Source organism: Geothrix rubra, from assembly GCF_030268065.1.
GTDB classification, from domain to species: Bacteria; Acidobacteriota; Holophagae; order Holophagales; family Holophagaceae; genus Geothrix; species Geothrix rubra.
Window position 1 is genome coordinate 489,053 of sequence record NZ_BSDD01000001.1, and the last position, 23,393, is coordinate 512,445.

19 protein-coding genes and 1 pseudogene are annotated in these 23,393 nt (G+C 71.1%); 9 read left to right on the forward strand and 11 right to left on the reverse strand.

What is annotated here, in order from left to right:
• Positions 1-5: 5 nt before the first annotated feature.
• Positions 6-1,439 (forward strand): amidophosphoribosyltransferase, encoded by a 1,434-nt coding sequence (purF, locus tag QSJ33_RS02150; RefSeq protein WP_285722543.1) that lies wholly within the window; start codon positions 6-8, stop codon positions 1,437-1,439.
• Here purF and QSJ33_RS02155 read toward each other — a convergent pair.
• The 3 genes from QSJ33_RS02155 to QSJ33_RS02165 are packed head-to-tail and all read right to left on the reverse strand — an operon-like array spanning position 1,436 to position 5,099.
• The gene (locus QSJ33_RS02155) at positions 1,436-3,403 is read right to left on the reverse strand and encodes a TonB-dependent receptor plug domain-containing protein (RefSeq protein ID WP_285722544.1); all 1,968 of its coding nucleotides are present in this window, start codon (positions 3,401-3,403) and stop codon (positions 1,436-1,438) included. The genes purF and QSJ33_RS02155 overlap by 4 nt on opposite strands.
• 59 nt (positions 3,404-3,462) lie before the next feature.
• Positions 3,463-4,452 (reverse strand): S-methyl-5-thioribose-1-phosphate isomerase, encoded by a 990-nt coding sequence (gene mtnA / locus QSJ33_RS02160; RefSeq protein WP_285722545.1) that lies wholly within the window; start codon positions 4,450-4,452, stop codon positions 3,463-3,465.
• A complete protein-coding gene (locus QSJ33_RS02165; protein ID WP_285722546.1) occupies positions 4,452-5,099 on the reverse strand; it encodes a class II aldolase/adducin family protein in 648 nt (215 codons plus the stop codon). Before QSJ33_RS02165 ends, mtnA begins: the two co-directional genes overlap by 1 nt.
• A 77-nt stretch (positions 5,100-5,176) precedes the next feature.
• Here QSJ33_RS02165 and QSJ33_RS02170 point away from each other — a divergent pair, with 77 nt between their 5' ends.
• Entirely contained in the window at positions 5,177-5,728 is a 552-nt protein-coding gene (locus QSJ33_RS02170; protein WP_285722547.1) for a TlpA family protein disulfide reductase, read from the forward strand.
• A 63-nt stretch (positions 5,729-5,791) separates the two neighbouring features.
• Here QSJ33_RS02170 and QSJ33_RS02175 read toward each other — a convergent pair whose 3' ends face one another.
• Positions 5,792-7,825: an SPFH domain-containing protein gene (locus tag QSJ33_RS02175; protein ID WP_285722548.1), complete on the reverse strand. Its 2,034-nt coding sequence runs from the start codon at positions 7,823-7,825 to the stop codon at positions 5,792-5,794.
• A gap of 244 nt (positions 7,826-8,069) precedes the next feature.
• Here QSJ33_RS02175 and QSJ33_RS02180 point away from each other — a divergent pair, with 244 nt between their 5' ends.
• Entirely contained in the window at positions 8,070-8,693 is a 624-nt protein-coding gene (locus QSJ33_RS02180; protein ID WP_285722549.1) for a hypothetical protein, read from the forward strand.
• Here the strand turns inward: QSJ33_RS02180 and QSJ33_RS02185 are convergent, their stop codons facing one another.
• A complete protein-coding gene (locus QSJ33_RS02185) occupies positions 8,694-9,968 on the reverse strand; it encodes an acetyl-CoA hydrolase/transferase family protein (RefSeq protein WP_285722550.1) in 1,275 nt (424 codons plus the stop codon).
• A gap of 166 nt (positions 9,969-10,134) precedes the next feature.
• On the opposite strand from QSJ33_RS02185, the pseudogene QSJ33_RS15580 reads away from it, so the two are divergent.
• Both QSJ33_RS15580 and buk read left to right on the forward strand, forming a co-directional pair.
• Positions 10,135-11,163 (forward strand): annotated as a pseudogene (locus tag QSJ33_RS15580) (phosphate acyltransferase); the annotation flags it as partial.
• 36 nt (positions 11,164-11,199) lie between these two features.
• A complete protein-coding gene (gene buk, locus QSJ33_RS15585; protein WP_420801372.1) occupies positions 11,200-12,342 on the forward strand; it encodes a butyrate kinase in 1,143 nt (380 codons plus the stop codon).
• Positions 12,343-12,363: 21 nt separating this feature from the next.
• Here buk and QSJ33_RS02195 read toward each other — a convergent pair whose 3' ends face one another.
• Positions 12,364-13,098 carry a nitroreductase gene (locus QSJ33_RS02195; protein WP_420801368.1) on the reverse strand — a complete coding sequence of 245 codons (735 nt, stop codon included), beginning with the start codon at positions 13,096-13,098 and terminating at the stop codon, positions 12,364-12,366.
• Between the two features lie 17 nt (positions 13,099-13,115).
• Positions 13,116-14,018: a bifunctional enoyl-CoA hydratase/phosphate acetyltransferase gene (locus QSJ33_RS02200; RefSeq protein WP_285722553.1), complete on the reverse strand. Its 903-nt coding sequence runs from the start codon at positions 14,016-14,018 to the stop codon at positions 13,116-13,118.
• A gap of 55 nt (positions 14,019-14,073) precedes the next feature.
• On the opposite strand from QSJ33_RS02200, the gene QSJ33_RS02205 reads away from it, so the two are divergent.
• From QSJ33_RS02205 to QSJ33_RS02220, 4 genes are read left to right on the forward strand one after another with little or no spacing between them, the layout of a single operon-like run.
• The gene (locus QSJ33_RS02205) at positions 14,074-14,427 is read left to right on the forward strand and encodes a TfoX/Sxy family protein (protein ID WP_285722554.1); all 354 of its coding nucleotides are present in this window, start codon (positions 14,074-14,076) and stop codon (positions 14,425-14,427) included.
• 4 nt (positions 14,428-14,431) lie between these two features.
• On the forward strand, positions 14,432-14,953 hold the full coding sequence (locus QSJ33_RS02210; RefSeq protein WP_285722555.1) for a GNAT family N-acetyltransferase: 522 nt from the start codon (positions 14,432-14,434) through the stop codon (positions 14,951-14,953).
• On the forward strand, positions 14,950-15,660 hold the full coding sequence (locus tag QSJ33_RS02215) for a 16S rRNA (uracil(1498)-N(3))-methyltransferase (protein WP_285722556.1): 711 nt from the start codon (positions 14,950-14,952) through the stop codon (positions 15,658-15,660). Before QSJ33_RS02210 ends, QSJ33_RS02215 begins: the two co-directional genes overlap by 4 nt.
• A 43-nt stretch (positions 15,661-15,703) precedes the next feature.
• A complete protein-coding gene (locus QSJ33_RS02220; protein WP_285722557.1) occupies positions 15,704-18,889 on the forward strand; it encodes a S41 family peptidase in 3,186 nt (1,061 codons plus the stop codon).
• Between the two features lie 82 nt (positions 18,890-18,971).
• Here the strand turns inward: QSJ33_RS02220 and QSJ33_RS02225 are convergent, their stop codons facing one another.
• The 4 genes from QSJ33_RS02225 to QSJ33_RS02240 are packed head-to-tail and all read right to left on the reverse strand — an operon-like array spanning position 18,972 to position 23,345.
• Positions 18,972-19,805: a hypothetical protein gene (locus QSJ33_RS02225; protein WP_285722558.1), complete on the reverse strand. Its 834-nt coding sequence runs from the start codon at positions 19,803-19,805 to the stop codon at positions 18,972-18,974.
• Between the two features lie 48 nt (positions 19,806-19,853).
• Positions 19,854-21,008 carry a M29 family metallopeptidase gene (locus tag QSJ33_RS02230; protein WP_285722560.1) on the reverse strand — a complete coding sequence of 385 codons (1,155 nt, stop codon included), beginning with the start codon at positions 21,006-21,008 and terminating at the stop codon, positions 19,854-19,856.
• A 55-nt stretch (positions 21,009-21,063) separates the two neighbouring features.
• Positions 21,064-22,920 carry a HEAT repeat domain-containing protein gene (locus QSJ33_RS02235; RefSeq protein WP_285722562.1) on the reverse strand — a complete coding sequence of 619 codons (1,857 nt, stop codon included), beginning with the start codon at positions 22,918-22,920 and terminating at the stop codon, positions 21,064-21,066.
• A 44-nt stretch (positions 22,921-22,964) separates the two neighbouring features.
• Positions 22,965-23,345: a PilZ domain-containing protein gene (locus tag QSJ33_RS02240; protein WP_285722563.1), complete on the reverse strand. Its 381-nt coding sequence runs from the start codon at positions 23,343-23,345 to the stop codon at positions 22,965-22,967.
• Positions 23,346-23,393 lie beyond the last annotated feature (48 nt).

The following is a 23,393-nucleotide window of genomic DNA, read 5'->3' on the forward strand; positions in this document are numbered from 1 at the left end:
CGAGCGTGTGTGGCATTGCAGGTGTGTTTGAATCCGAGGGCGCCTCGGGGCTCGTGGCCTCCATCCTCTTCGCCATCCAGCACCGGGGGCAGGAGAGCTGCGGGGCCGCCGCGCGCGATGCCGCGGGCCGCATCGTGGCCCACAAGGGCATGGGGCTCGTGAAGCAGGTGCTGGACGAGGAGGTCCAGGCCAGGCTTTCAGGCACGACGGCCATCGGCCACGTCCGCTATCCCACCGCGGGCTGCAGCGACGAGGTGAACGCCCAGCCCCACGCCATCGAGCTGGCCGAGGGGCCGGTCATGGCCATCGCCTCCAACGGCGATCTCATCAACTACGGCGAGCTCCGGGCCCGCCTGGAGCGGGAGGGCGTCGTCTTCAAGAGCGACAACGACGCCGAGCTGATCGGCCGGCTCATCGCCCTCTACCACGTGCGGGACGGATTGACGATCGAGCAGGCCATCGCGCGCGTGCAGGGGGAGCTGAAGGGCGCCTTCTCCACCGTGCTCATGTACAAGGACCGCCTCTATGCCTTCCGGGATCCCCACGGCTTCCGGCCCTTCGTGATGGGCCATCTGGGGCCCGAAGGCGATGGCGAGCCCGCCAGCGAGGGGACCGTCTTCGCCTCGGAGTGCTGCGGCTTCGGCATCATCGGCGCGCGCCGCCTGCGGGAAGTGAAACCCGGCGAGATCCTCCGTCTGGAGAAGGGGAGGCCGGTGGTGTCCGTGTCGCATGCGCCGCTGCAGCCCCGGCACTGCGTGTTCGAGCTCATCTACTTCTCCCGTCCCGACAGCACGATCTTCGGGGAATCGGTCTACCAGACCCGGGAGCGCATCGGCGCCTGCATGGCCGCCAAGGACGGGACCCTGCCCAACGGCGACGACCTGGTGGTGCTGCCCGTGCCGGATTCCTCCAACTTCATCGCCCTGGGCTATGCCCGGGCCAAGAAGGCCGAGTTCGGCATGGGGCTCCTGCGCAACCACTACGTCGGCCGGACCTTCATCAAGCCCACCCAGGCCAGCCGCGACGAGGGCGTGAAGCAGAAGTTCAACCCGCTGCCGGATTTCTTCCCGGGCCGGCGGGTGGTGCTCATCGACGATTCCATCGTGCGGGGCACCAGCCTCCGCAAGCTGGTGCGGATGGTGCGCGCCGCCGGGGCCAGGGAGATCCACGTGCGCATCGGTTCGCCCAAGGTGATCGGCCGCTGTTTCTACGGCATCGACACCCCCACCCGGGAGGAACTCATCGCCAATCGCATGTCGGAGACGGAGATCTGCGACTACCTGGGCGCGGACAGCCTCCGGTGGCTGGAGGTCGACGACTTCGAGGGCCTGCTCCCGGGCCGCCGCCAGGACTTCTGCACCGCCTGCTTCGACATGGACTATATCTATCCACCGGAAGGGTTCGCCGCCAAGACGAATGCCCCGGTGGCGAGGACCTAGAACCGGTACCTGGCCTCGACCGACCAGCTGGGCGGGGCGGCGGGGTAGCCGTCCACGACATAGGCATCGTTCTGGCCCTCCCGCTGGGCGGCCAGCCACTGGTCGGGCGTGGTCCTGGGCTGGAGCAGATTCTCGCCGCGCAAAAGAAACAGCCAATGGGGCCCGGCCTGGACGGTGGTGGTCATGCCGACGGTCCGGTAGGCCACGTGGGTGGCCCGGATGACCGGCGGGAGGCCGTTGGCGGCCGCCCGTCCCCCGCCGTCGCCGAAGGTGGAGTACTGGTGCCCCTGCAGGGTGTAGTGCACCTCGGTCTGCACGCGGCCCCAGCCCACGAACCCCTTCAGGCCGTGGGCGGAGAAGGGGCGCCGCTGGACGGCCAAGGTGCTGAATGCCTGGCCGTCCGGCGCATTGAGGTCGCGGGCCTCCTGGACGCGCGCGAAGCCCTCCAGGCCCAGCTTCTCCGCCGTGCGCCAGCCGAAGGCGGCATCGGTGCCCCGCACCCGCACCCGGTCCTGGTTCGCGTAGGTGGAGCCGCTGAGCCCCACCAGGTCCTTCCCCGTCTGCTGCCGGCCTTCGACCCGTCCGTACCAGTGGCCCCGGCCCCAGCCCAATCCGATCTGCAGGGAGGACGCCTGCTCCATGCGGAGGGGCGGAGCTCCCGGCACCTGGCCGTTGCGGAGCTGGTCGAGGAGGGCCGGAGCCGTCCTTCCGCCGCCGCCCGCGCCGTAGATCCTGAGCCCGGCGGGAAGCTCCTGGTTGAAGCCCAGGCGGAAGCTGTAGCCCGAGGCGCTGAGCACCTCCGTCTGAGCGCCGGCCTGGTCGAGGGACTGGCGATCCCGGGTGCTGCGGGCCTGGCCCAGCAGGCGGAGCCCGGGCGTGGGCTCGAAGGTCCACTCGAGACCCAGGCCCACCTGGGTGCCCTTGGCGGAGCCCAGCAGGACGGGGTCCACGCCCCCGTCCTGGCGCGTGTCCTGGGCGTCGAGCCGGAGGCCCAGGCTGGAGCGGGAGCCCGTCGTCACCTGCAGGATGGACTGGAACCGCGTGTCCCGGCCCTCGAACCGCGTGGGCACGGCGGTCCCGGCGCCGGGCTGGTCGTGGCGGAACCGGGCGAGGCCGAGGCTCGTCGCCAGCCTCCAACCGGGGGCCAGGTCCCAGTCCACGGCGACCTGGCCCGTGTCGCTCCGCTGGTGGCTCTCCCGCGCCGGGTTGTAGGTGCGCATCGACTCGGAGACGTCCTGGAAGGGGTCGGGCACGATGATCGCCGTACCGCGCCAGGAGGCGTGCCAGACGGCCGATCCCCAGACCTGGCCTGCCGACAGGAAGTTGGTGACCTGGCGGTAGGGCCGGTCGGTGTCCGTGGCCTGGTGGGCTTCGGCACTGAGGTTGCCGCCCCGGAAGTAGCCTCCGTCCCAGGCATAGCCGGGGGTGGCCGTGCCCTGGCCCTGGCCGTTGTTGCCCCCCAGGCCGCCCAGGTCGCCGGAGACCCCGGGGCGGGTGGGCCGACCGGTGTAGAGGGCGATGGTGCCTCCCTGGCCGGACGGTCCCGAACCCGGCGAGCCCGTGATGACCTCGACGCGCGTGATGCCGAGGAGAGGGATCTCGTTCAGGTCCTGGCCCACCCGGCCCGGGTCCATGAGGGGCATCCCGTCCACCATCACGAGGGTGTCCTGGGGTCGGCTGCCGCCCAGGTAGATCCGGGAGGGAAGCCCGGGCCCCCCTTCGCTCTGCACCTGCGAAGGCAGTTCGCGGAGGAGGAATTCGCCCAGGGTGCGGGCGCCGGACCGGAGGATGGCCTCCTCGTCGAAGACCGCCACCTGGCCTGGCGTGCGATCCACGGCCACCGGCCGGGATTCCGCCGCCCAGGTTTCGGGCGGCTTCGGGGCCGGTTCCTGGGCCGCCAGGACGCAGGCCAGGACCGGCATAAGGAGGCTGGATCCCATCCGGAGGGTGGGTCTGGGCGGCATAGAAGCTCCAGGGCGCAAATAATCTGGAGCCATTGAACCAGAAAGGGAAAGAACCGGCACTACCTCGCCAGAAGAGCCCCGGCCCTGAGCTGCGCCGCCGTGAAGACGCCACGGTCGAGCACGAGGCTGGTGACGAGGTCCACGGGGGTGACATCGAAGCTGGGGTTCCAGGCGGGCATGCCTTCGGGGGCCCAGCGCCAGGGGCCGTAGCCCCGCACCTCCGCCGCGTCGCGCAGCTCGATGGGGATGGCGGCGCCGTCCGGACAGGCCAGGTCCACGGTGGAGAAGGGGGCCACGGGATGGAAGGGGACGCCGTGATGCCGCGCCTGCACGGCCAGCCCGTAGGTGCCCACCTTGTTGGCGAAGTCGCCGTTGGCGGCTACGCGATCCGATCCCACCAGCACGCGCTGGACCTTCCCGTCGCGGAGCAGCAGGGCCGCCATGCTGTCGGTGATGAGCGTCGACGGAATGCCCAGCTTTCGCAGCTCCCAGGCCGTGAGCCGGCCGCCCTGCAGGAGCGGGCGCGTCTCGTCGGCGTAGACGTGGATGCGCTTGCCCTGCTCGTGGGCCCGGCGGATCACGCCCAGGGCGGTGCCGATGCCGGCGGTGGCCAGGCCCCCGGTGTTGCAGTGGGTGAGCAGGCCCTCGCCATCCTGGATGAGGGCCGCGCCGTGCTCGGCCATGCCCTCGCAGAGCCGGACGTCCTCCGCGAAGATGGCCTCCGCCTCCGCCACCGGATCGGCGGCCCCCTTCATGCGATCCATGGCCCACATGAGGTTCACGGCCGTGGGTCGGGCCGCCCTAAGGGCCGCGCAGGCGGCGCTGTATTCGGTGGCGGAGGCGCCCCGGTGGGCGAAGGTGGCGAGGCTCGCGGCCGCCGCCACGCCGATGAGCGGGGCCCCGCGCACGGCAAGGCGCTGGATCAGGGCGATCATCGCCGCCGGTTCGCTGCCCTCCAGCCAGACTTCCGCATCCGGGAGCTGCGTCTGGTCCAGCACCCAGAGGGCGCGGCCGTCGTGGCGGAGGCCGAGGGATTCGAAGGGCTGCATCAGAGGATCCTCGGTCCGAGCTTCGTGCGCAGGGCCCGAAGTTCTGCCAGATCGGCCTCCGGCAGCGGCTTCGCGCCACCCAGGGTCTCGGCCTTCCAGAGGATCTCGGCGACCTGTTCCAGGCGCTCGAGGCCGCCGGCGGCCTCCTGCATGGATTCGCCCCAGGCGAGGCCGCCGTGACGGGCGAGGATCATGAGGCGGTGGGCGGGCAGAAAGGGCAGGAGGGCCGCGCCCATGGCCTCGGTGCCGGGAATGGCCATGGGCACCACGGGGATGCGGCCGGCGGCGAGGATCACCTCGGGGAGGCTGTCGGAGGGCAGCTCCAGCAGCTCGGGCCGAGCCAGGGTCCAGGCGATGGCCGTGGGGGGATGGGCGTGGACCACCGCCTTCGCCTCCGGCACGGCCCGGTAGACGGCCAGGTGCATGGCCCGCTCGCTGCTCGGATTCCCCGAGAGCACCGTTCCGTCGAGGGAAAGGCAGGCCAGGTCCTCCGCCCGCACCTGCGCCTTGGGCACGCCCCTGGGCGTCATGGCGATGCGGCCGTCATCGAGCCGCACGGACAGGTTGCCGTCCCCGGCGGCCAGGAGGCCCCGGCCATGGAGGCGCTTCGCGGCGTCGAGGAGGGCCTGGAGCGGGGCGTCGGACATGGCACCAGTGTAGGGAGTTCCCCGGCTCCATGGCCATTCCCGACCGGGGTATCCTGGGGCCGTCTCCCGGAGCTCCCATGCGTCCCCGCGCCCTGTGCCTCGGCCTCCTGATGCCCGGCCTGCTCGCCGCCGCCGAGAACCCGAAGGTGATGGCCCTCGCCACGGAGGGCCACTGGCTGGAGAGCGGCTGGTCGGCCCATCGGCCCATGCTGGGCAAGCCCGCGCCCCGGCTGGAGCTGTCCGGCTGGATGAATGGCGACGTGAAGCCGGAATCCATGAAGGGGAAGATCGTGGTGGTGGATTTCTGGGCCACCTGGTGCGGGCCCTGCCGGGCCTCCATCCCCCACAACAACGAGGTGGCGCGGAAGTTCGCGGCGCGCGGTGTGCTGGTGATCGGGGCCTGCGGCAGCGGCCGGGGCGAGGAGCGCATGGAGGACGTGGCCCACGCCGCGGGCCTGGCCTATCCCGCTGCGCGGACCACCGCCGCCACCACCGCGGCGTGGAATGTCCAGTGGTGGCCCACCTACGCCGTCATCGACCGGAACGGCCTGGTGCGGGCCCTGGGGATCCGGCCCGACTACGTGGAGCGGGTGGTGGAGGCCCTGCTGGAGGAGCAGCCGGGACGATAGTCCGGTCTCCCGCCTGGGGGAAGGAGCGGCCGGGTGGCCGCTCCTTCCCGTACCAGCGGGCGTCTACTTCGCAAGATCCCGGCGGAGGGCGGCCTTGAGGGCCTCGGCCTCGGGGTTGGGCTGGGTCGTGGGGGTCACGCCGGCGAGCTGGCCGGCCTTCTCGCTCAACAGGAGCCCCAGGAGGCTTTCGATGAGGCTGCCGCCGCCCTGGCCTCCGGCCATCTGGATCTTGGGGACCACGTCCACCTGGGACTTCTCGATGGCCTCGGCGAAGCGGTTCATGACCTGCTGCACCAGCTGGAACTGCGGCCCGCCGTAGGCCTTCACCTGCTCCTCGATGGCCATGGCCTGGGCGATGCCCACGCGGGCGGCCTGCTCGGCCTGGGCCTCGGCCATCACCTTGATGCGCTTGGCCTCGCCCTCGCCCATGAGGCGCACCTTCTCCGCCTCGGCGCCCGCCAGGGTCTGGATCTGGGCCGCCTGCTGCTGGGCCTTGGCGTACTCGGCCTTGCCCTGGTTGCTCTGCACCTCGATGCCGATGGCGGATTCCGTGAGCAGGGTCTGCTGCTTGGCCCGGGCCTCGGCCTCGCGCAGCTCGCGTTCCTTCACCGCGGCGCTCTGCTGCCGGCCGTAGGTCTCCACCTGCTCGTCGGCGATCTGGCGGCTGCGGAGCTGGACGAGGATCTGCTCGATCTGCCCGCCGGGCGCCCCGCTGGTGGGGGTGCCGATCAGCACCTCCTGGAGCTCCAGGTTGTACTGGGCGAACTTCTCCTTCATCTGGACGCCGCTCTGCTCCTGGATGGCGCTGCGGTCCTGGATGAGCTGGATGAGGGTGCGGGTCTGGCCGATGTTCTTGAAGTAGGCGCTGACCATGGGATCCAGGGTCTGTTCCACCAGCTTCTTGATGTCGCCGAAGCGCTGGATCACCAGGGGGGCCTTGCGGTAGTCGATATGGACCACCACGGAGAGGGGCAGGCTGGGCTCGAAGGCGTCCTTGGTGATGAGGCTCACCTCGGCCAGGTTCTCATCGAACTTGTGGCTGCCCACTTCGCCCTTGGACCACTTCAGGATGAAGTTCGTCGTGGGCACCATGAGCACCTTGCCGGCGTAGGTGTTGAAGGCGTACTTGCCCGGCAGCAGGGGCTCGCTCCACACGCCGCGCTGGCCGCTGGCCACCAGCTCGCCGTGCCGGTACTCCTGGCCGCTGATGTCGGCGCCCTTGGCGCCGGTGTAGCTCACCACCACGCCGACCGTGCCCACCTCCACGATGGTCTTGGGGATCAGCTCCACCGTCGCGAAGAGGCGGTTGATGTAGTAGGTGCCCTCCACCAGCACCTGGTGCTGGCGCCCGCGTTGGCCGCCGGCCGCCAGGAACTTGTCCGCATCCTGGAAGTTGTTGTGGTAGGTCGCAACCTGGTGGGGATCCTCGCCCACGGTGGGCGCGATGATCTCGCCGCTGGCGAGAGAAGGGCCGTCCTGGACCGTGACGATGCCCACCGCATCATCGGCGCCCCGGATGATGACGGGCCGCCAGCCGCCCCGCTCGGCGATGATGGCGCTCATCTTCTGGAAGGTCTCGAGCTCGCTCCGGTCGAGGGGCAGGTAGTAGAGCTGGTCCTCGGTGAGCACCACGAATTCGGCCAGGTTGATGGCATAGATGCCCTCGCGCAGGATCTGCCGCTGGGGGCCCTTCTGGCCTCCGCCCTGCAGGAAGGCGATCACGTCCTGGAAGTCGGCGCCGCGCGCGTTGCTGGCCAGGGCCTGGGTGGGAGGCAGGTCCTTGCCGTCGCGGGCGAAGACATAGCCGATCTTGCCCTGGGGGATGGTCACCAGGGGCATCTTGTGGATGCGGTACTGGAAGGGCGTGAGCAGGTGCCAGCCGCCGCGCAGCAGGCTGGGCTGGAAGCCGGCTTCGCCGTTCAGCGCGATCAGGCCGGTCTTGACCGACCCCTTGCCGCTGATGAGCTTCTCGACGATGCCCACGCGGTTGTTGGGGATGTAGCGGATCCACTTGCTGAGGAGGAGCACCGCGAAGGCGGCCAAAAGCAGGAGGAGGAGGGCGAGGCCGGGGTTGCCGGCGAACCGGGTGAGGTCCATGAAGGCTCCAGGGGACGGGATCCGGGAAGGATACCGGAGTCGGGCGCCGTCCCGCCGCTCCGGCCGATCCAGGGGGGGCCGCCAGGCGCCGGGGCCCCGGCCGGTTCCGGTGGGAACGGGCGGGCGGATCGGCGGGCGGCAAGGATCATCGAAGGCTGTGAACATAGGCTGCCGCCGGGGGCAAGCCGTGACCGGCATCACCATTTCGATCCGGGCCGGGGCGGGAAGGCCCCATCCTGGGGGCATGGGCGTTTGGTCGGACTGGATCAGGGAGCGGACGGGCACGGTGCTTCTCGTCCTGCCGGGTGTCGCGGCGGGAATGTGGTGGTGGAACGGCCGGCCCCTGAGCCAGCCCCCGGGCGTGCTCGCCCCGGCGGACCCGGTCCAGGCACCGCCGGACCGGACCGACCCCTGGCGCTTCCGTGACCACACGCTGACGCCGCTGGCCCGCTTCGAGATCCGGGCCCGCGTGCTCGGCGCCGAGCGCTACCGCTTCGACCGGGCCGCCCAGCTCTCGCCGGTGGACCTGGCCCTGGGCTGGGGGCTGATGTCGGATACCCGGGTGCTGGATGCCCTCACCATCCGGCAGGGGGAGCGCTGGTACTTCTGGCATGCGGACCAAATGCCGGTCTCGCCGGCGGAGATTTCCAGCCACAGCGCCAACATGCACATGATCCCCGCCACCGAGTGGGTGGGCCGCCGCCTCACCCGCGCCCGGCCCGGCCAGATCGTGCATCTGCAGGGACAGCTGGTGCGGGCGGACGGGCCGGACAACTGGCACTGGGTGAGCAGCCTCAGCCGGACGGATACCGGAGACGGGTCCTGCGAAGTGGTCTGGGTGGAGCGGGCCGAGCTCTCGGACCATTGATCAGTCGCAGTTCGCCAGCTCGCACCAGGCCTGCTCCAGCATCTCCCGGTCATCCGGGTGGGCGATCTCGATGAGGGCCCGGGCCCGCTCGTGGAGCGTCTTGCCGTAGAGGTCGGCGATGCCGTACTCGGTGATCACGAAGTGGACGTGCTGCCGGGTGGTGACCACCCCGGCCCCGGGCTTCAGGGTGGGGACGATGCGGGACTCCCCCTTCTTGGTGCGGCTGGGCAGGGCGATGATCGGCTTGCCGCCCACGGAGAGGGAGGCCCCGCGGATGAAGTCCATCTGGCCTCCGACGCCGGAGATGATGCGGTGACCCACTGAGTCCGCGCAGACCTGGCCGGTGAGGTCGATCTCCACGGCGCTGTTGATGGCCGTCACCTTGGGGTTCCGGGCGATGATGGTCGGGTTGTTGATGTAGGCGATGTCGAGCATCGCCACCTGAGGGTTGTCGTCGATGAAGTCGTAGATGCGGCGCGTCCCGGTGACGAAGCCGACCACGATCTTGCCGGGGTGGATCTTCTTCTGGGTGTTGTCGATGGCCCCGCTCTGGAGGAGCCCCAGCACCCCGTCCGACATGAGCTCCGTGTGGATGCCCAGGTGGCGGTGGTTCGACAGAGCCGACAGCACCGCGTCCGGCACGGCCCCGATGCCCATCTGGAGCGTGGCGCCGTCCTCGATGATCTGGGCGGCGTACCGTCCGATGGCGGCCTCCTCCGGCCCGGTGGGCGGCTGCGGGAACTCCGGGATCGGGGCGTCCACCTCCACCCAGTGGTGGATGCGGCTGATGTGGATGAACCCGTCTCCGTGGACCCGTGGCATGCGGGGGTTCACCTGGGCCACGAGGATGGGGGCCGTGTCCGCCGCCGCCTTCGCGACGTCGACGCTGGTGCCCAAGGTGCAGAAGCCGTGCTCGTCCGGAGGCGACACGTGGAGGAAGGCCACGTCGAGGGGGCGGCGGCCGGAGCGGAAGAGGTTGGGGATCTCCGAGAGGAAGCAGGGCAGGTAGTCCACCCGGGCGGTGCCCACGTGGGCGCGCATGTTGTGCCCGACGAAGAGGTTGGCCACCCGGAAACTGCGGGCGTACTCCGGCCGGGCGTAGCGCACCTCGCCGGTCACATGGATGTGGATGAGCTCCACGTCCCGGAGACGGTCCGCCTGGGCGACCAGGGCGTCGACCAGGAAGGTGGGGCTGGCGGCGGCGCCGTGGATGAACACCCGCTGGCCGGACTGGACGCAGGCGACGGCTTCGGCGGGGGAGGCATGCCTTGGCATAGGATACCTCTTGGTTGGAATATTTGAAATGTAATGCCGGCGGGCTTCCCGCGCGACCTTTTGTGATGGCCATCATCCGCCGGAGAGGGGGGGCGCCCTGGTAAACTTCCGCCCTGGCTGGCCCGCAGCTCCGCTCCCGGCCGGAGCCCCCGCCCCCCGGAGTCCCATGTTTGACATCGAAGCCTCCCTCGACAGCCGCCTGCTGGCCGCGCCCCGGAACCGCCCGACGGTGATGTTCCCCGAAGCGCTGGACCCCCGGACCCTGGAGGCCGTGTGCCACCTGGGCCGCTTCATCCGGCCGGTGTTCCTGGCCCCGGAGTCCGAGGTCCGGGCCCTGGCGGCGGGCGAGGCCGACCGGCTGGGCCGGGACCGCGTGGAATACACCCTCTCCGAGAGCGCCTTCGTGGATCCCGCCTCCCGGCCCGACCTGCTGGAGGAGTTCGCCGCGGCATGCCTGGCCTTCGCCGAGGCGAAGGGCCGCCCCATGGACCTGGCGGAATCCCGCCGCCTCGTGGCCGAGCCGGGCCGTTTCGGCATCTGGGCCGTGAAGCAGGGCCATGCGGACATGGTGGTGGGGGGCGCCACCCATGAGCCCAGGGCCTTCTTCCGGCCCATGGTCGAGCTGCTGACCCAGCGCAGCGTGGCCTGCGAGGCCGGGGTCTTCGTGCTGCCGGACAGCCATCCGGATGACGTCTATCCCCACAACATCGTGGTGTTCGGCGACGTGGGCGTGAACGCCACCATGTCGCCCCGCACGCTGGCGGAGGTGGCGGTGGGCACCTGCGCCGTGGCCCGGGATCTCATCCCCGAGGACGTGCTCCCCGAGATTCGCTGCGCCATGGTGTCCTACTCCAACCGCGGCAGCGACGAGGGGCCCTCGCCGGAGCTGGTGCGCCAGGCCGCCGAGCTGGTGCCGGAGATCCTGGCCGAACGGGTCCGCCACGCCGAGCGCTACCGCAGCATCCACATCCGGGGCGAGGTGAAGGTGAGCGTGGCCCTCTCGCGGCGCTCCGCCGACCTCTACCACGCCGACGGGCTGCCCTGGGAGGGCGGCCCCAACGTGATCGTCTGCCCCAACCTGGACATGGGGAACCTGCTCTACCACCTCTACGCCACCCGTTTCCCCGAGGCCCGCAAGTTCCCCGTGATGTTCGGCCTCTGGTTCCAGGGCGTGGACCTGCCCATGGACTGCACGCCCGAGGACATCCGCCTGGCCGTGAAGGCCTCGGTGATGCGCCTCCACGCCTACGGCCAGTGGCAGCGGACGCCGAAGGACACCTTCTTCCGCCGCCACCGGGTGCTGGTGCTGAATCCCGGCTCCACCTCCACCAAGACCTCGGTCTTCGAGGGCGACGAGGAGCGCTTCACGGAGGAGCTGCAGCATCCGGCGGAGGACCTGAGGGCCTTCGAGGGCCAGCCCATCACCGCCCAGTTCGCCTTCCGCAAGGAGGCGGTGCTGCGTTTCCTCGCGCAGAAGGGGCTCGCCCTCGACGACCTCGATGCGGTGTCCGGTCGCGGCGGGCTCCTGCGACCCATCCCCCACGGCACCTGGAACGTCGGAGCGGCCATGCTGGAGGACCTCAAGGCCGGGGCCCGCGGCGAGCACGCCTCCAACCTCGGGGCGCTCATCGCCGCCGAGCTGGTGGCGGGCACCGGCAAGCCCGCCTACATCGTGGATCCGGTCGTGGTGGACGAGGCCGAGCCCAAGGTGAAGATCTCCGGCCTGAAGGAGCTGCCGCGCCGGGTGATCAGCCACGCCCTGAACCAGATCGCCACGGCCCGGCGCTACGCCGAGGAGCACGAGACCTTCTACGAGCGGGTCAACGTGGTGGTGGCCCACATGGGCGGCGGCATCACCGTGGGCGCCCACCGCAAGGGCCGCTACATCGACGTGAACAACGGCCTGGACGGGGAGGGTCCCTTCTCGCCCCAGCGCACGGGGACCCTGCCGGCTGGGCAGCTCATCGACCTCTGCTTCTCGGGCAAGTACGCCAAGGCCGAGCTGAAGACCCTCAACAAGGGAAGGGGGGGGCTCATCGACCTGCTGGGCACCTCGGACATGCGTGAGGTGGAGCGGCGCGTGGCGGAAGGGGATGCCGAGGCCCGGCTGGTCTTCGATGCCATGGCCTACCAGATCGCCAAGGCCATCTCGGCCCTGGTGCCCGCCTTCGACGGCGAACCTGTGGACGCCATCCTCCTCACGGGCGGCCTGGCCCGGTCGGAGAGGCTGGTGGGCGAGCTGCGCCGCCTCACGTCGGCCCTGGGCTGTCCCGTGCGGGTCTACCCCGGCGAGAACGAGATGGCCGCCCTCGCCAAGGGTGCCCTCCGCGTCCTCTCCGGCCGCGAACCCGCCAAGGACTATCCGCCGCAGTAGGCGTCCGGAGACGACCGGTTTTCAGTCCTCGTAGAACCGTGCGAACTCGGCGACCGGCGCCCGCTCGGTGACGAGCTGGTTCTCGAGGGCCTCGGGATCGGCATGGCCGAGGGCCATGCCGCAGACCAGCATCTGGTCGGGGCGGAAGGCCAGCTCATCCGCGATGACCCGATGGAAGGAGGTGAAGGCGGCCTGGGGGCAGGTGTGCAGGCCCCGGGCCCGGGCGGCGATCATGACGTTCTCCAGGAACATGCCGTAGTCCAGCCAGCTGCCCTGCTGCAGGATGCGGTCGATGCTGAAGATCAGGCCCACCGGGGCGTCGAAGAAGCGGTAGTTGCGCCCGTGCTGGGTGTGCATCCGTTCCCGGTCGCCCTTCTCGATCCCCAGAAGCCGGTAGAGATCCCAGCCCACCCTGCGACGCCGCTCGACGTAGGGTGAGGTCCACTCGCGGGGGTAGTACTCGTACTCCCGTTCGTGGCGGGCCAGTTCCTCGGGGTCGTTGTGGATCGCGAGAATGCGGTCGGAGAGCCGCTTCAGGGCCGCGCCTGTCAGGACGTGGACCTGCCAGGGCTGGAGGTTGGTGCCGGAAGGCGCACGCGAGGCCACGGCCAGGATCTCCTCGACGACCGCACGGGGCACCGGGGTCGGCAGGAAGGCCCGCATGGAGTGGCGGGTGGTGATCGCGGTGTCGACGGCGGCGGTCTCGGCGGCGCTGGGCGGATCGAACAGGTCCACAGGGACTCCTTCCGTCCCCATTCTGCCCGACCGGGGCCTCAGGCCATCAGGGCCGCCAGGGCGATGGAGCTGAGCTTGGTCCTGGCGGTGTCGCCTCGGCTGCTGAGGACGCAGGGCACCTTCGCCCCGGCCACGACGGCGGCGATCTCGGCGCCGCCCAGCTTGGTGCCGGCCTTGTAGAAGGTGTTGCCGGCCTCCAGGTTGGGGAAGAGCAGGCAGTCCGCGTCGCCGGCCACGGGCCCGCCCATGCCCTTGATGCGGGCGGATTCGGGATCGATGGCCCCGTCCAGCGCCATGGGGCCATCCACCAGGGCGCCCTTGATCTGGCCCCGGTCCGCCATCTTGGAGAGCAGCGCCGCTTCGGCGCTGGAGCGGAGCTTGGGCTGAACCTGCTCGGAGGCCGACAGCACGGCCACCTTGGGCGTCTCGACGCCGAGGGCCTTCGCCGTGGCCACCAGGTAGCCCAGGATGGCCACCTTCTCCTTGAGCTCGGGTTCCGGGATCACGGCCACGTCGCCGGCGACCAGGAGCTTGGGATGGCCCGGGTGCTCCATGACGGTCACGTGGCTGAGGATGGCGCCGGGATCCAGCAGGCCCTGATCCTTGTTCAGGATGGCCTTCATGTACTTCTCCGTGCTGAGCAGGCCCTTCATCAGCAGGTCGGCCTCGCCGAAGCGGACCATGGCCACGGCCTTGGCGGCGGCCTCCGTGTCCGTGGGGGCGTGGACCATGCGGTACCGTTCCCTGGGCAGGCCCAGGTCCTGGAGCACCTGGTTCATCACCGGCTCGTCCCCCACCAGGATGGCCTCCACCAGGCCCGCCTCCACCGCGGCGTTCACGGCCTCCAGGGTGTGGGCGTCGTTGGCCCAGGCCACCACCAGGCGCTTGCGGGGCCGGTCCTTCACGGCATGGAGGAGCTCGTCGAGGCTGTTGATCCGCATGGCTGGAACCTGTCAAAGGGGGCCGGCGTTCCGGCGGGTCCGCGAGGAAGGTAGCATGGTCCCCATGGCCGTCTCTGTGAGCTTCCGCACGTTCGTCCTGGAGCAGCTGGGCCAGGTCCGCCCCGTCACCTTCCGGCCCATGTTCGGCGGGCTGACCTTCTTCGCTGACGGGCGGGCTTTCGCCTTGGCCGATGACGACGTCCTCTACTTCAAGGTGGACGACACCAACCGCCCGGACTTCGAGGCCGCCGGCATGGGGCCCTTCCTGCCCTTCGGGGATCCAGCGAAGCCCATGCAGTACTACGAGCTGCCCGCCGAGCTGCTGGAGGATCCCGACGAGCTGGCCCCCTGGATGGCCAAGGCCATCGCCGTGGCCGCCAAGGCCAAGACCAGGGCCCGGCGGAAGTAGGGTCATGGCGGCCTTCCGCATCCGCCCCGCGACCCTCGAGGACGCCCCGATCCTGGCGGACCTGGGCGAACGCACCTTCCGCGAGACCTTCGAGCCCCTCTATGACCCTGCGGACTTCGCAGCCTTCCTGGCGGAGGCCTACGCCCCGGCGGTCCAGCGGGCGGAGCTGGCGGATCCCCTGCGGCCCGCCCTGGTGCTGGAGGCGGAGGGCGCCCCGGCCGGCTTCGCCCAGCTCTGGCTGGACCACGGGGAACCCAGCGTGCCGGGCGCCCGGCCTGCAGAGCTGCAGCGCATCTACCTGCTGCGGTCCGCGCAGGGCGGGGGGCGCGGCGCGGCCCTGCTGGCGGACTGCGAGGACCTGGCCCGGAACCGGGGAGCGGATGTCCTCTGGCTCGGCGTCTGGGAGCACAATGCCCGGGCCCTGGCCTTCTATGCCCGCTGCGGCTTCCGCGCGGTGGGCGAGCACAGCTTCCGGATCGGGACGCGGCTGGACCGCGACCTCCTCCTGGCGAAGGCGCTGCCGTGAACCTCGTCCTGCTCCTGCCGGAGGACCTGGTGGCCCCCGACCGCGCCCGCCTCACCGGGCGGCGCTTGGCCCATGTGCGCGAGGTGCACCGGGCGGCCGTGGGCGACGACCTGGCCGTGGGCCTGCTGGGCGGGAGGATGGGCCGGGGTCGGGTGCTGCGGCTCGACGACACGGCCCTGGAGCTCTCCCTGGTCCTCGACCAGGACCCGCCGCCCAAGCTGCCCCTGACCCTGGTGGTGGCCCTGCCGCGGCCCAAGGTGTTGAACCGCGTGGTGGCGGCCAGCGCCAGCCTGGGCGTGGCGCGGCTGGTGCTCGTGAACGCCTGGAAGGTGGAGAAGGCCTACTGGTCCAGCCCCCGCATGGCGCCCGAGAACCTGCGCGAGCAGCTCCTCCTGGGCCTGGAGCAGGCCAAGGACACGGTGCTTCCGGAGCTGCGGCTGGCCCGGCTCTTCCGGCCCTTCGTGGAGGACGAGCTGCCGGCCCTGGTGGGCGGCGGCACGGGCCTGGTGGCCCATCCGGGCTCCGCCCAGCCCTTTCCGGCGGTGCTGGCGGCCCCGCTCACCCTGGCCATCGGCCCGGAGGGCGGCTGGATCGACGCCGAGTTCCAGAGCCTGCTCCGGGCAGGCCTCCGCCCGCTGGACCTGGGGCCCCGCATCCTCCGCACGGAGACCGCCCTGGCGGCCCTGGTGGGGCGGCTGGGGCTCTGATATCGTCTTGCGAGGCACAGCCCTTTCCCAGCCTGGAGGTCCCATGCGGTTCCGTTCCCTCGTCTGTCTGCTGGTGGCCGGCGCCGCCCTCTCGGCCCAGGCCCTCACGCCCCGCTTCATCAGCTTCCCGGACGTCCACGGCGACCGCGTGGTGTTCACCTGGGAGGACGACCTCTGGCTGGGCTCGCTGAAGGGCGGCGAGGCCCGCCGCCTCACCACCCATCCCGGCGTGGAGACCATGGCCCGCTTCAGCCCGGACGGGAAGTGGATCGCCTTCAGCGCCCAGTACGACGGCGGCCTGGAGGTGTATGTGATGCCCGCCGAGGGTGGCGCGCCCAGGCGGCTCACCTTCCACGGACCCGCCCAGGTGGACGGCTGGACCGCGGACAGCACGAAGGTGCTCTTCCACGCCACCTACGAGTACAACGTGCGCCCCATCGACCGGCTCTACGCCGTGGACCTGGCGGGCCACGAGCCGGAGCCGCTGCCCCTGGCGAAGGCGGTGCAGGGGGCCTTCTCGCCCGACGGCTCGAAGCTGGCCTTCAGCACCAAGGGCATTCCCGACTACTACTGGAAGCGCTACAAGGGGGGCCGGCACCAGGATCTCTGGATCGGCGACCTGAAGGCGAAGCGCTTCGAGCCGCTGACGGACTACGTGGGCCGCAACTCCTACCCCATGTGGGCCCAGGGCAAGGTGCTCTTCGTGTCCGACCGGGGCCCCAGCCAGCTGGCGAACCTCTACGAGGTGGACCCCGCCACCAAGGCCGTGACGCCCCTCACCGACGTGAAGACCTTCGACGTGCAGCAGCCCAGCACGGACGGGCACACCGTGGTCTTCGAGCAGGGCGGCTACCTGCAGGCCCTGGACCTGGCCACCCGCACGGTGAAGCAGGTGCCCCTCACCACCGTCAGCGACGCCTGGAAGGTCGCGCCCCGCACCGTGAACCCCCGGGACTGGATCCAGTCCATGAGCCTGGTGGGTCCCACCGCCGTCTTCGAGGCTCGCGGCGACGTGTTCCTCGTGCCCTCGGACGCCGCCAAGCCCACGGTGGACCTCACGAAGACCCCAGGCATCCGCGAGCGCTTCCCCCGCCTCTCGCCGGACGGGAAGCGGGTGGCCTATTTCAGCGACGCGAGCGGCGACTACGACCTCTACGTCCAGCCCGCGGAAGGTGGCGCCGCCGAGCGCATCCCCACGGGCCTGAAGACCGCCCTCTACCACCTGGAGTGGAGCCCCGACGGCACGAAGATCCTCTTCGGCGACAAGAGCTTCGCCCTCTACGTCATGGACGTGGCCACGAAGAAGCTCACGAAGCTCGACGAGTCCCACGAGCTGAAGAACGACCAGTTCACCTGGGAGGCGAGCGACTACGCCTGGTCCCCGGATTCGCAGTGGGTGGCCTACTCCTTCGTGGCGCCCAACCGCAACAGCCGCATCTTCCTGGCCAACGTGGCCACGAAGCAGCGCATCGCCCTCACGGATGGCTTCTTCGACAGCCTGGATCCGCGCTTCGACCTGGATGGCAGCACCCTCTACTTCCTGAGCTACAGCAACTTCCACACCCAGCTCGACGCCAGCCAGGACAACCACATCCAGTCCGCACCCACCCAGGTGATGGCCGTGAAGCTGAAGGCCGGCGACGACAAGGGCGCCTTCCGCATCGACGCCGAGGGGCTCCAGGACCGCATCTCGCCCCTGCCGGTGAAACCCGGGAACTTCTTCCACCTGAAGGCCGGGAAGGGCCTGGTGGGCTGGGATGAGGCCCCCGCCGGCTGGGACGAGGCCGTGGAGGAGGAGGTGTACCAGCCCCGCGGCGCCGACAAGTGGAAGGTGCACGTCTTCGAGACGGGATCGAAGAAGGAGACCGTGCTGACGGACACCGTGAGCGACTGGACCCTGGATCCCGCCGGCCAGCGGGTGCTGATCCGGAAGGGCCCGGCCTTCCACGCCGGGGACGTGGCCGAGTGGCTGAAGACGAAGGCCCTGCCCGCCAAGCTGGACACGGACCGCATGGCCATGACGGTGGATCCCCGCGCCGAGTGGAAGCAGGTCTTCGAGGACACCTGGCGCTGGTACCGGGACTTCTTCTATGACGTGAACATGAACGGCAACGACTGGGCCGCCATCCACGACCAGTTCGCGGCCTGGCTGCCCTCGCTCAATTCCCGGCAGGAGCTGAACTGGCTGCTGAGCCAGATGGTGGGCCAGCTCTGCGTGAGCCACACCTACGTGAGCGGCGGCGACCCCGGCCCCGGGAGGCCGGCGCCCAGCCTCACCTTCGCCGGCCTCCTCGGCGCGGACCTGAAGGCCGAGGGCGGCGTCTACCGGTTCGCCCGGGTCTTCGGCCCCACGCCCTACGCCCCGGACCTGAAGGCGCCCCTCGCGGGCCAGGTGAAGGAGGGCGAGTACCTCCTGGCCGTGGACGGGAAGCCCCTGCGGGCCCCCGAAGCCGTGGAGGCGTTCCTGCAGGTGGTCAAGGGCCAGAAAGTGGCCCTCACCGTGAATGCCAAGCCCACGATGGCCGGCGCCCGCACCGTGGAGGTGGAGCCTGTCGCCAATGACGGCGGCCTCCGCTACGAGCGCTGGGTGGCCGACAACATCGCCAAGGTGGACAGGCTCTCCGGCGGCCAGCTGGGCTACATGCACCTCACCGCCATGGGCGAGCAGAACATCGGCCAGTTCGACAAGTACTGGCGCGCCTTCCGGTACAAGAAGGGCCTCGTGGTGGACGTGAGGGGCAACGGCGGCGGCTGGACCGAGTTCTTCATGATCGACAAGCTGGAGCGGCAGCAGGTGGGCTTCAATGTCCTGCGGGGCATGGGTCCCTTCCGCTACCCCGGCACCGCCTCGGACGGCCGCTACGTCTTCCTCACCAACGAGCAGAACGGCAGCGACGGTGAGGCCTTCCTGGAGCACGTGAAGGCCCGCCACCTCGGCACCATCGTGGGCGTCCCCAGCTGGGGCGGCCTCGTGGGCATCATCAATACCCAGTTCACCGTGGACGGCGGCCGCGTCGAGCAGAGCAACAACGCCTTCTACGGGAAGGAGGGCAAGTGGTGGGTGGAGAACCACGGCGTGGACCCGGACGTCCTCCTGGACAACGATCCCGCCAGCCTCCTCGAGGGCCACGACCGCCAGCTCGAGGTGGGCGTCGAGACCCTGCTGAAGCAGCTGAAGGACCGGCCCACGCCGGCCTTCCCGCCCATCCCCGCCTACCCCAAGCGGTGACGGCCCGGACAAACCCGGACCCACCCCCCAAGACGCGAAGGGCACGAAGGGATTCCCCCTTCGTGCCCTTCGCGCGTGGGGTTCAGTCCAGGTCCACGGCTGTCAGCTGATCGTTCTTCCAGGTGAGACCCAGGCTGCCGCCCCCGGCGAGGGGGCAGGTCATGCGCACCTCCCGGCCGAAGGGGCTCCCATGGATGGACAGCCGTGCGTGGGCCCCGGCGAAGGTGGCGGGCAGGGCGGCGAGGCCGGCCTGCCGGGTCCGGCGCAGGGCCAGGAAGGCCGAGGGGTCCGCGGGGCCGGCGGTCAGACCCGGGCGGGCCAGGAGGGTGCGCGCCCCATCCTCCGTCGCGAGGGGGGCCGCTTCCTCCAGGAAACGCCGCCACTGCCGCTCGGAACCGGCCTCCCGCTCCCGGTCGAGCTGGGCCCGCAGGCCCTCCCGGGTCCCGGCCAGGCGGAGGCTGACGATGCCCTCCCCCTGGGGCACGGGACCGAAGGCGCTGCGCCGGGCCACGACGAGGTCCATCCAGGTTCCGCCCTCCCCCCTCAGGCGGATTCGGAGGCGAGCCGGGCCGGTCTGCGTCTGGAAGCTGCGGGACTCCCGGGTGGGTTCCTGCTCCGGGAGGGCGAGGCCCGCCCGGAGCGACCGCACGGTGCCGAGGAAGGCCTGTTCCGTGGGGTAGGCCTCCTGGAGGGCCGGGTTCTTCCGGTAGAGGTCGAGGGTGCCCTCGTCGGTGGCGAGCCGGGCGGTGACGGCCCGCGCCAGGGGCCAGGCCTGCCGCCGGGCGGCCTGCTGGTAGCTCGCCAGGACCGTGATGAGGACCGCAGCCAGCACGGCCATCACGGCCAGAGCCTTCATCCATCCGGGGAACCGGGAGGGGGCGTCGGGGGTGAAGGTGTTCCAGGAGGCGTCGCGCATGGGGCTCGGGGAAGGATACGGGCAGTCCGGGCGGGGGATGAGGGAACTTCAGGCGAATGGCAGGACGTAGGTCCCGTCGCGCATCAGCGGCTGGACCCTCCCCTCGGGCAGCTGCAGGTCCACCGAGCGCACCTGCACGTCCGGCTGGGTCTCCGGGACATAGACGCGATCGATGTGGATGACGGCCTCGGGGCCGGAGAACTGGGCGGGCCCCACCTGGCCGCCGAAGTGGTCGCTGCGGCCGAAGGCGAGGTGCAGGCCCAGTTTCTCGTCCAGCAGGATCTCCCCCACGGGTTTCACGCCGAAGGCGGCCAGCACGCCCAGGCCCAGCTCCGCGAGGTTCCCGTAGGCCGGCTCCTCCGCCAGATGGGCGGCCTCCCCACGGGACTCCGGACCCTCGGAGATCACCGCGACGGCCCGGTTCGCCTCGAGGCGGTAGCGGACGATCTCGGCGCCGAACTGCACGGGCATGATGCCCGCGGTGCGGCTGGGGTCGCCCGCCCGCTCGCCCTCGTAGGGCACGATGTAGGCCTCGCCGGAGGGGAGATTGCCCGCCACGCCGGGGTCCGGGAGCAGGCCGCCGGAGGCATGGGCCGTGCGGTGGCGGAGGTCCACCTGCAGGTCGCAGGGGCCCTCTGGCGTGTCGAAGCGGAAGGCGGCGCCCTCGGCCCGGTCCAGCAGGTCCTTGAGGATGCCCACGCGCCGGTTCACTTCGGCGTAATCCAGGCGCAGGGCCGGGATCATGTCGGCCCGGAAGCCGCCCATGGTGGCGGCCCGGATGGGATAACGCTTCGCGGCCATCTTGAGGGGCGCGGTGGCGGAGAACTTCGTGAGGGCGATGAGCAGGGGGTGTCCCGCGTAGAGCGCCGCGAAGGGCCGCGCCTCTGCAGGATCCAGGTCCTCGGCCCGGACAGGCAGGGGGCCGCCCTGATGGAGCCAGGCCGTCGCGGGCAGGTCGCCGTTGTTGGTGTGGACGTTCCGGTAGAAGGCGAGGCGGGTGTCGAAGCCGAGGGACTCCCGTTGCGCGGCCAGCGAGGCCGCCCACTCGGCCGCCATCGAACGCCGGGCCTGCCAGGCGGCGTCGTCGGAAACCTTCGCGTCCGGCAGATCCACGAGGATGGCCAGATCCCCCTCGCCGGGCCGGGGCCGGAAGACGCGCCGCACCAGGTTCGCCAGATCGCCTGCGCTGAGGGACTCGGCCATGGGCCACCTCCGCGATGGAGGATGGCGGAAGGGGGCGGGGTCTGTCGAGCCGGGATCAGTCCCCGACGCGGGCCCACTCGCGGAGGACGTTCTGCACCCGGGCCAGGTCCGCAGGCGCCCTGGCGTTCGCGGGCCGCTTCCCGTTCAGGGTCTCCTGCACGAGCCCGGCGAGGATGGCCCGGTCCGCCGACGCCTGGAGATGGAGTCCCTCGAGCGCGAGGATGACCCGAAGGCGCAGCGGCCATGGGTTGCGGTCCTCCCAGGCCCCCATGACCTGGTCGCGCAGTTCCGGGAAGGTCTCCGGTGGCAGGGCCGTGGCAGGCGTCGCGTGGGCCCGGGCCAGGGCCTCCACGGCCACCGCGTGGATCAGCGGCTGCTTCAGCGCGGTGGCCCGGTCACAGAGGCGGAGGGCCACGGCCGGATCCTCCATGTCCCGGAGGGCCTCGGCCAGGGCCGACTGGAGCCGGGGGCTCTGGCCGCTGTGGAGGAGGGAGGCGAGCAGGGGTGCGGCCTGAGTGGCCTTCAGGGCTCCGAGGGCTTGCAGCACCTGGATCCGCCATTCCTCCCGCGGGGCATGCTCCGCCTCTTCCAGAAGCTCCGGGATCAGGTCCCCCAGTCCGTGGAGGACGACGAAACGCAGCCCCAGGTCCCGGTCGGCCGGCATGGGACGGCCCAGCAGCTCCCGGGCCTGGGACACAGGATCGGACAGCCGGCCCAGGTGGAAGAGGGCCCGCTGGGCGTGATCCTGGATGGCGTCCCCGCAGGCCCTGAGCAGGGCGGGCCGGAGGGCCTCTTCGCGTCGTTCTCCCAGGACCTCCAGGGCCGCGACCCGAATGGCGGCATCGGTGTGGGCCAGGAGCAGGTCCAGCCGCGCCTCGTCCCCGGCGGGGGCCAGCCGGGCAAGGGCCCGGGCCACGCCCTCGCGACCCGTCTGCTCGCAAAGGGCCCGCTCGAGCAGCGGGATCACTTCCGCCGGGGGGATGAGGCCCTGGATGGCCAGGCCCGCCAGCCCCTCGGCGGCGGCATCCACGGCGAAGCCCAGGCGTCGGGCCCGCAGGTGGATCTCCTCCCCGGCCTCCGTCAGGCGCGCCGAGATGCGTGCAGCCTTGCCCTCGAGGGCCAGCGACTGCATCTCCACGAGGAACCGGTGCAGGGTCCCGGTCGATGCGGCGTCCTCCTGGGCCTCCAGGTGGGCGTGGACGGCTTCCCGCAGGGCCGTCCCCTGGAGCCCGCGAAGGGTCACGAGTGCGGCCTTGAAGGCGCGATCGTCCAGGGCCGCCAGGTGGGATTCCTCCAGGAAGCCCGCCAGGAAGGCCGCCGACTCCGAGGTGGGGACGGCGGCGATGAGGCGCAGGGCGTGGCGGAAGATCAGCAGGTCGGGATGCCTGAGGGCGGACTGGAGCTGGACGAGGCTGCCGGCGTCCACCAGGCCCGTGAGCCGGTGTGCGGCCTCGTTGGCCGCCGAGGGGTTGCGGCTTCCCTCCAGCAGGCGGCCCAGGTGGAACCGGAAGGCCTCCGCGGGGTCAGCCCGGACCAGCACGTCCACCACCTGGCCCTGGAACTGAGGGGCGGCGCGGATGACCGAGAGCTCCCGCAGCGCCTCCAGGGCCTTCGGCGTCCGGACGCGGCCCAGGGTCTCCGTGCCAGTCCTGAAGATGCCGAAATCCGTCTCGTGCCGCAGCATGCGGGCCAGGATCGGAGTCCAGCCGGGCCAGGGATGGTAGTAGCCCGCTTCCACCGCCAGGAGCCGCAGGCCCTTGGGCGCGGTGGGTCGCAGGATCCGGGGGCCCAGTTCCTCCAGCGCCTCGGGGCCCGCCTCGTGGAAGGCGCGGAAGAAGGCCAGCCGGTGGGCCCGGTCGCCGTCGTCGAACTGGTCGAGGAGGGTCCGGAGCGGGTCGGGGGCGGCGGGCATGCTCCCCTTTTCGTCCGGGGTGGCCCGGGACATGACCGGTCCGTTCAGAGCCCGATGCCCGCCTGCTGGGCCTGCACATGGCCCTGGATGAGCTCCTGCACCACGGGGGTGATGTCGGTGAAATCCACGCCCACCAGCACGTAGCCGGTGGTCTTCCCCGGGACCTTCCCCAGCACCCGCACCACGGTCCCCTCCAGGGGCACCAGGGGCAGGTCCGGGTGCTCCAGGCAGAGGGCCTGGAGGGCCACCCCGGCCTCCAAGTCCGCTGCATCCGCCATCTGCACCTCCAGGCCGCAGCCGCAGGCGCTCAGGTTCGCCAGGCGGGCACCCGTGATCTCCCGGCCATGGAGCTGGAAGCGGACGCCGTAGGGCTTCCCCGCGGTGCTGAGCCGCTCGAATCGGCGGCGGTCGGTTTCGCTGGACACGCGGGTCCTCCTGGATGGCCCATTGTTCCAGAGCCCGGGCCGCCCGGG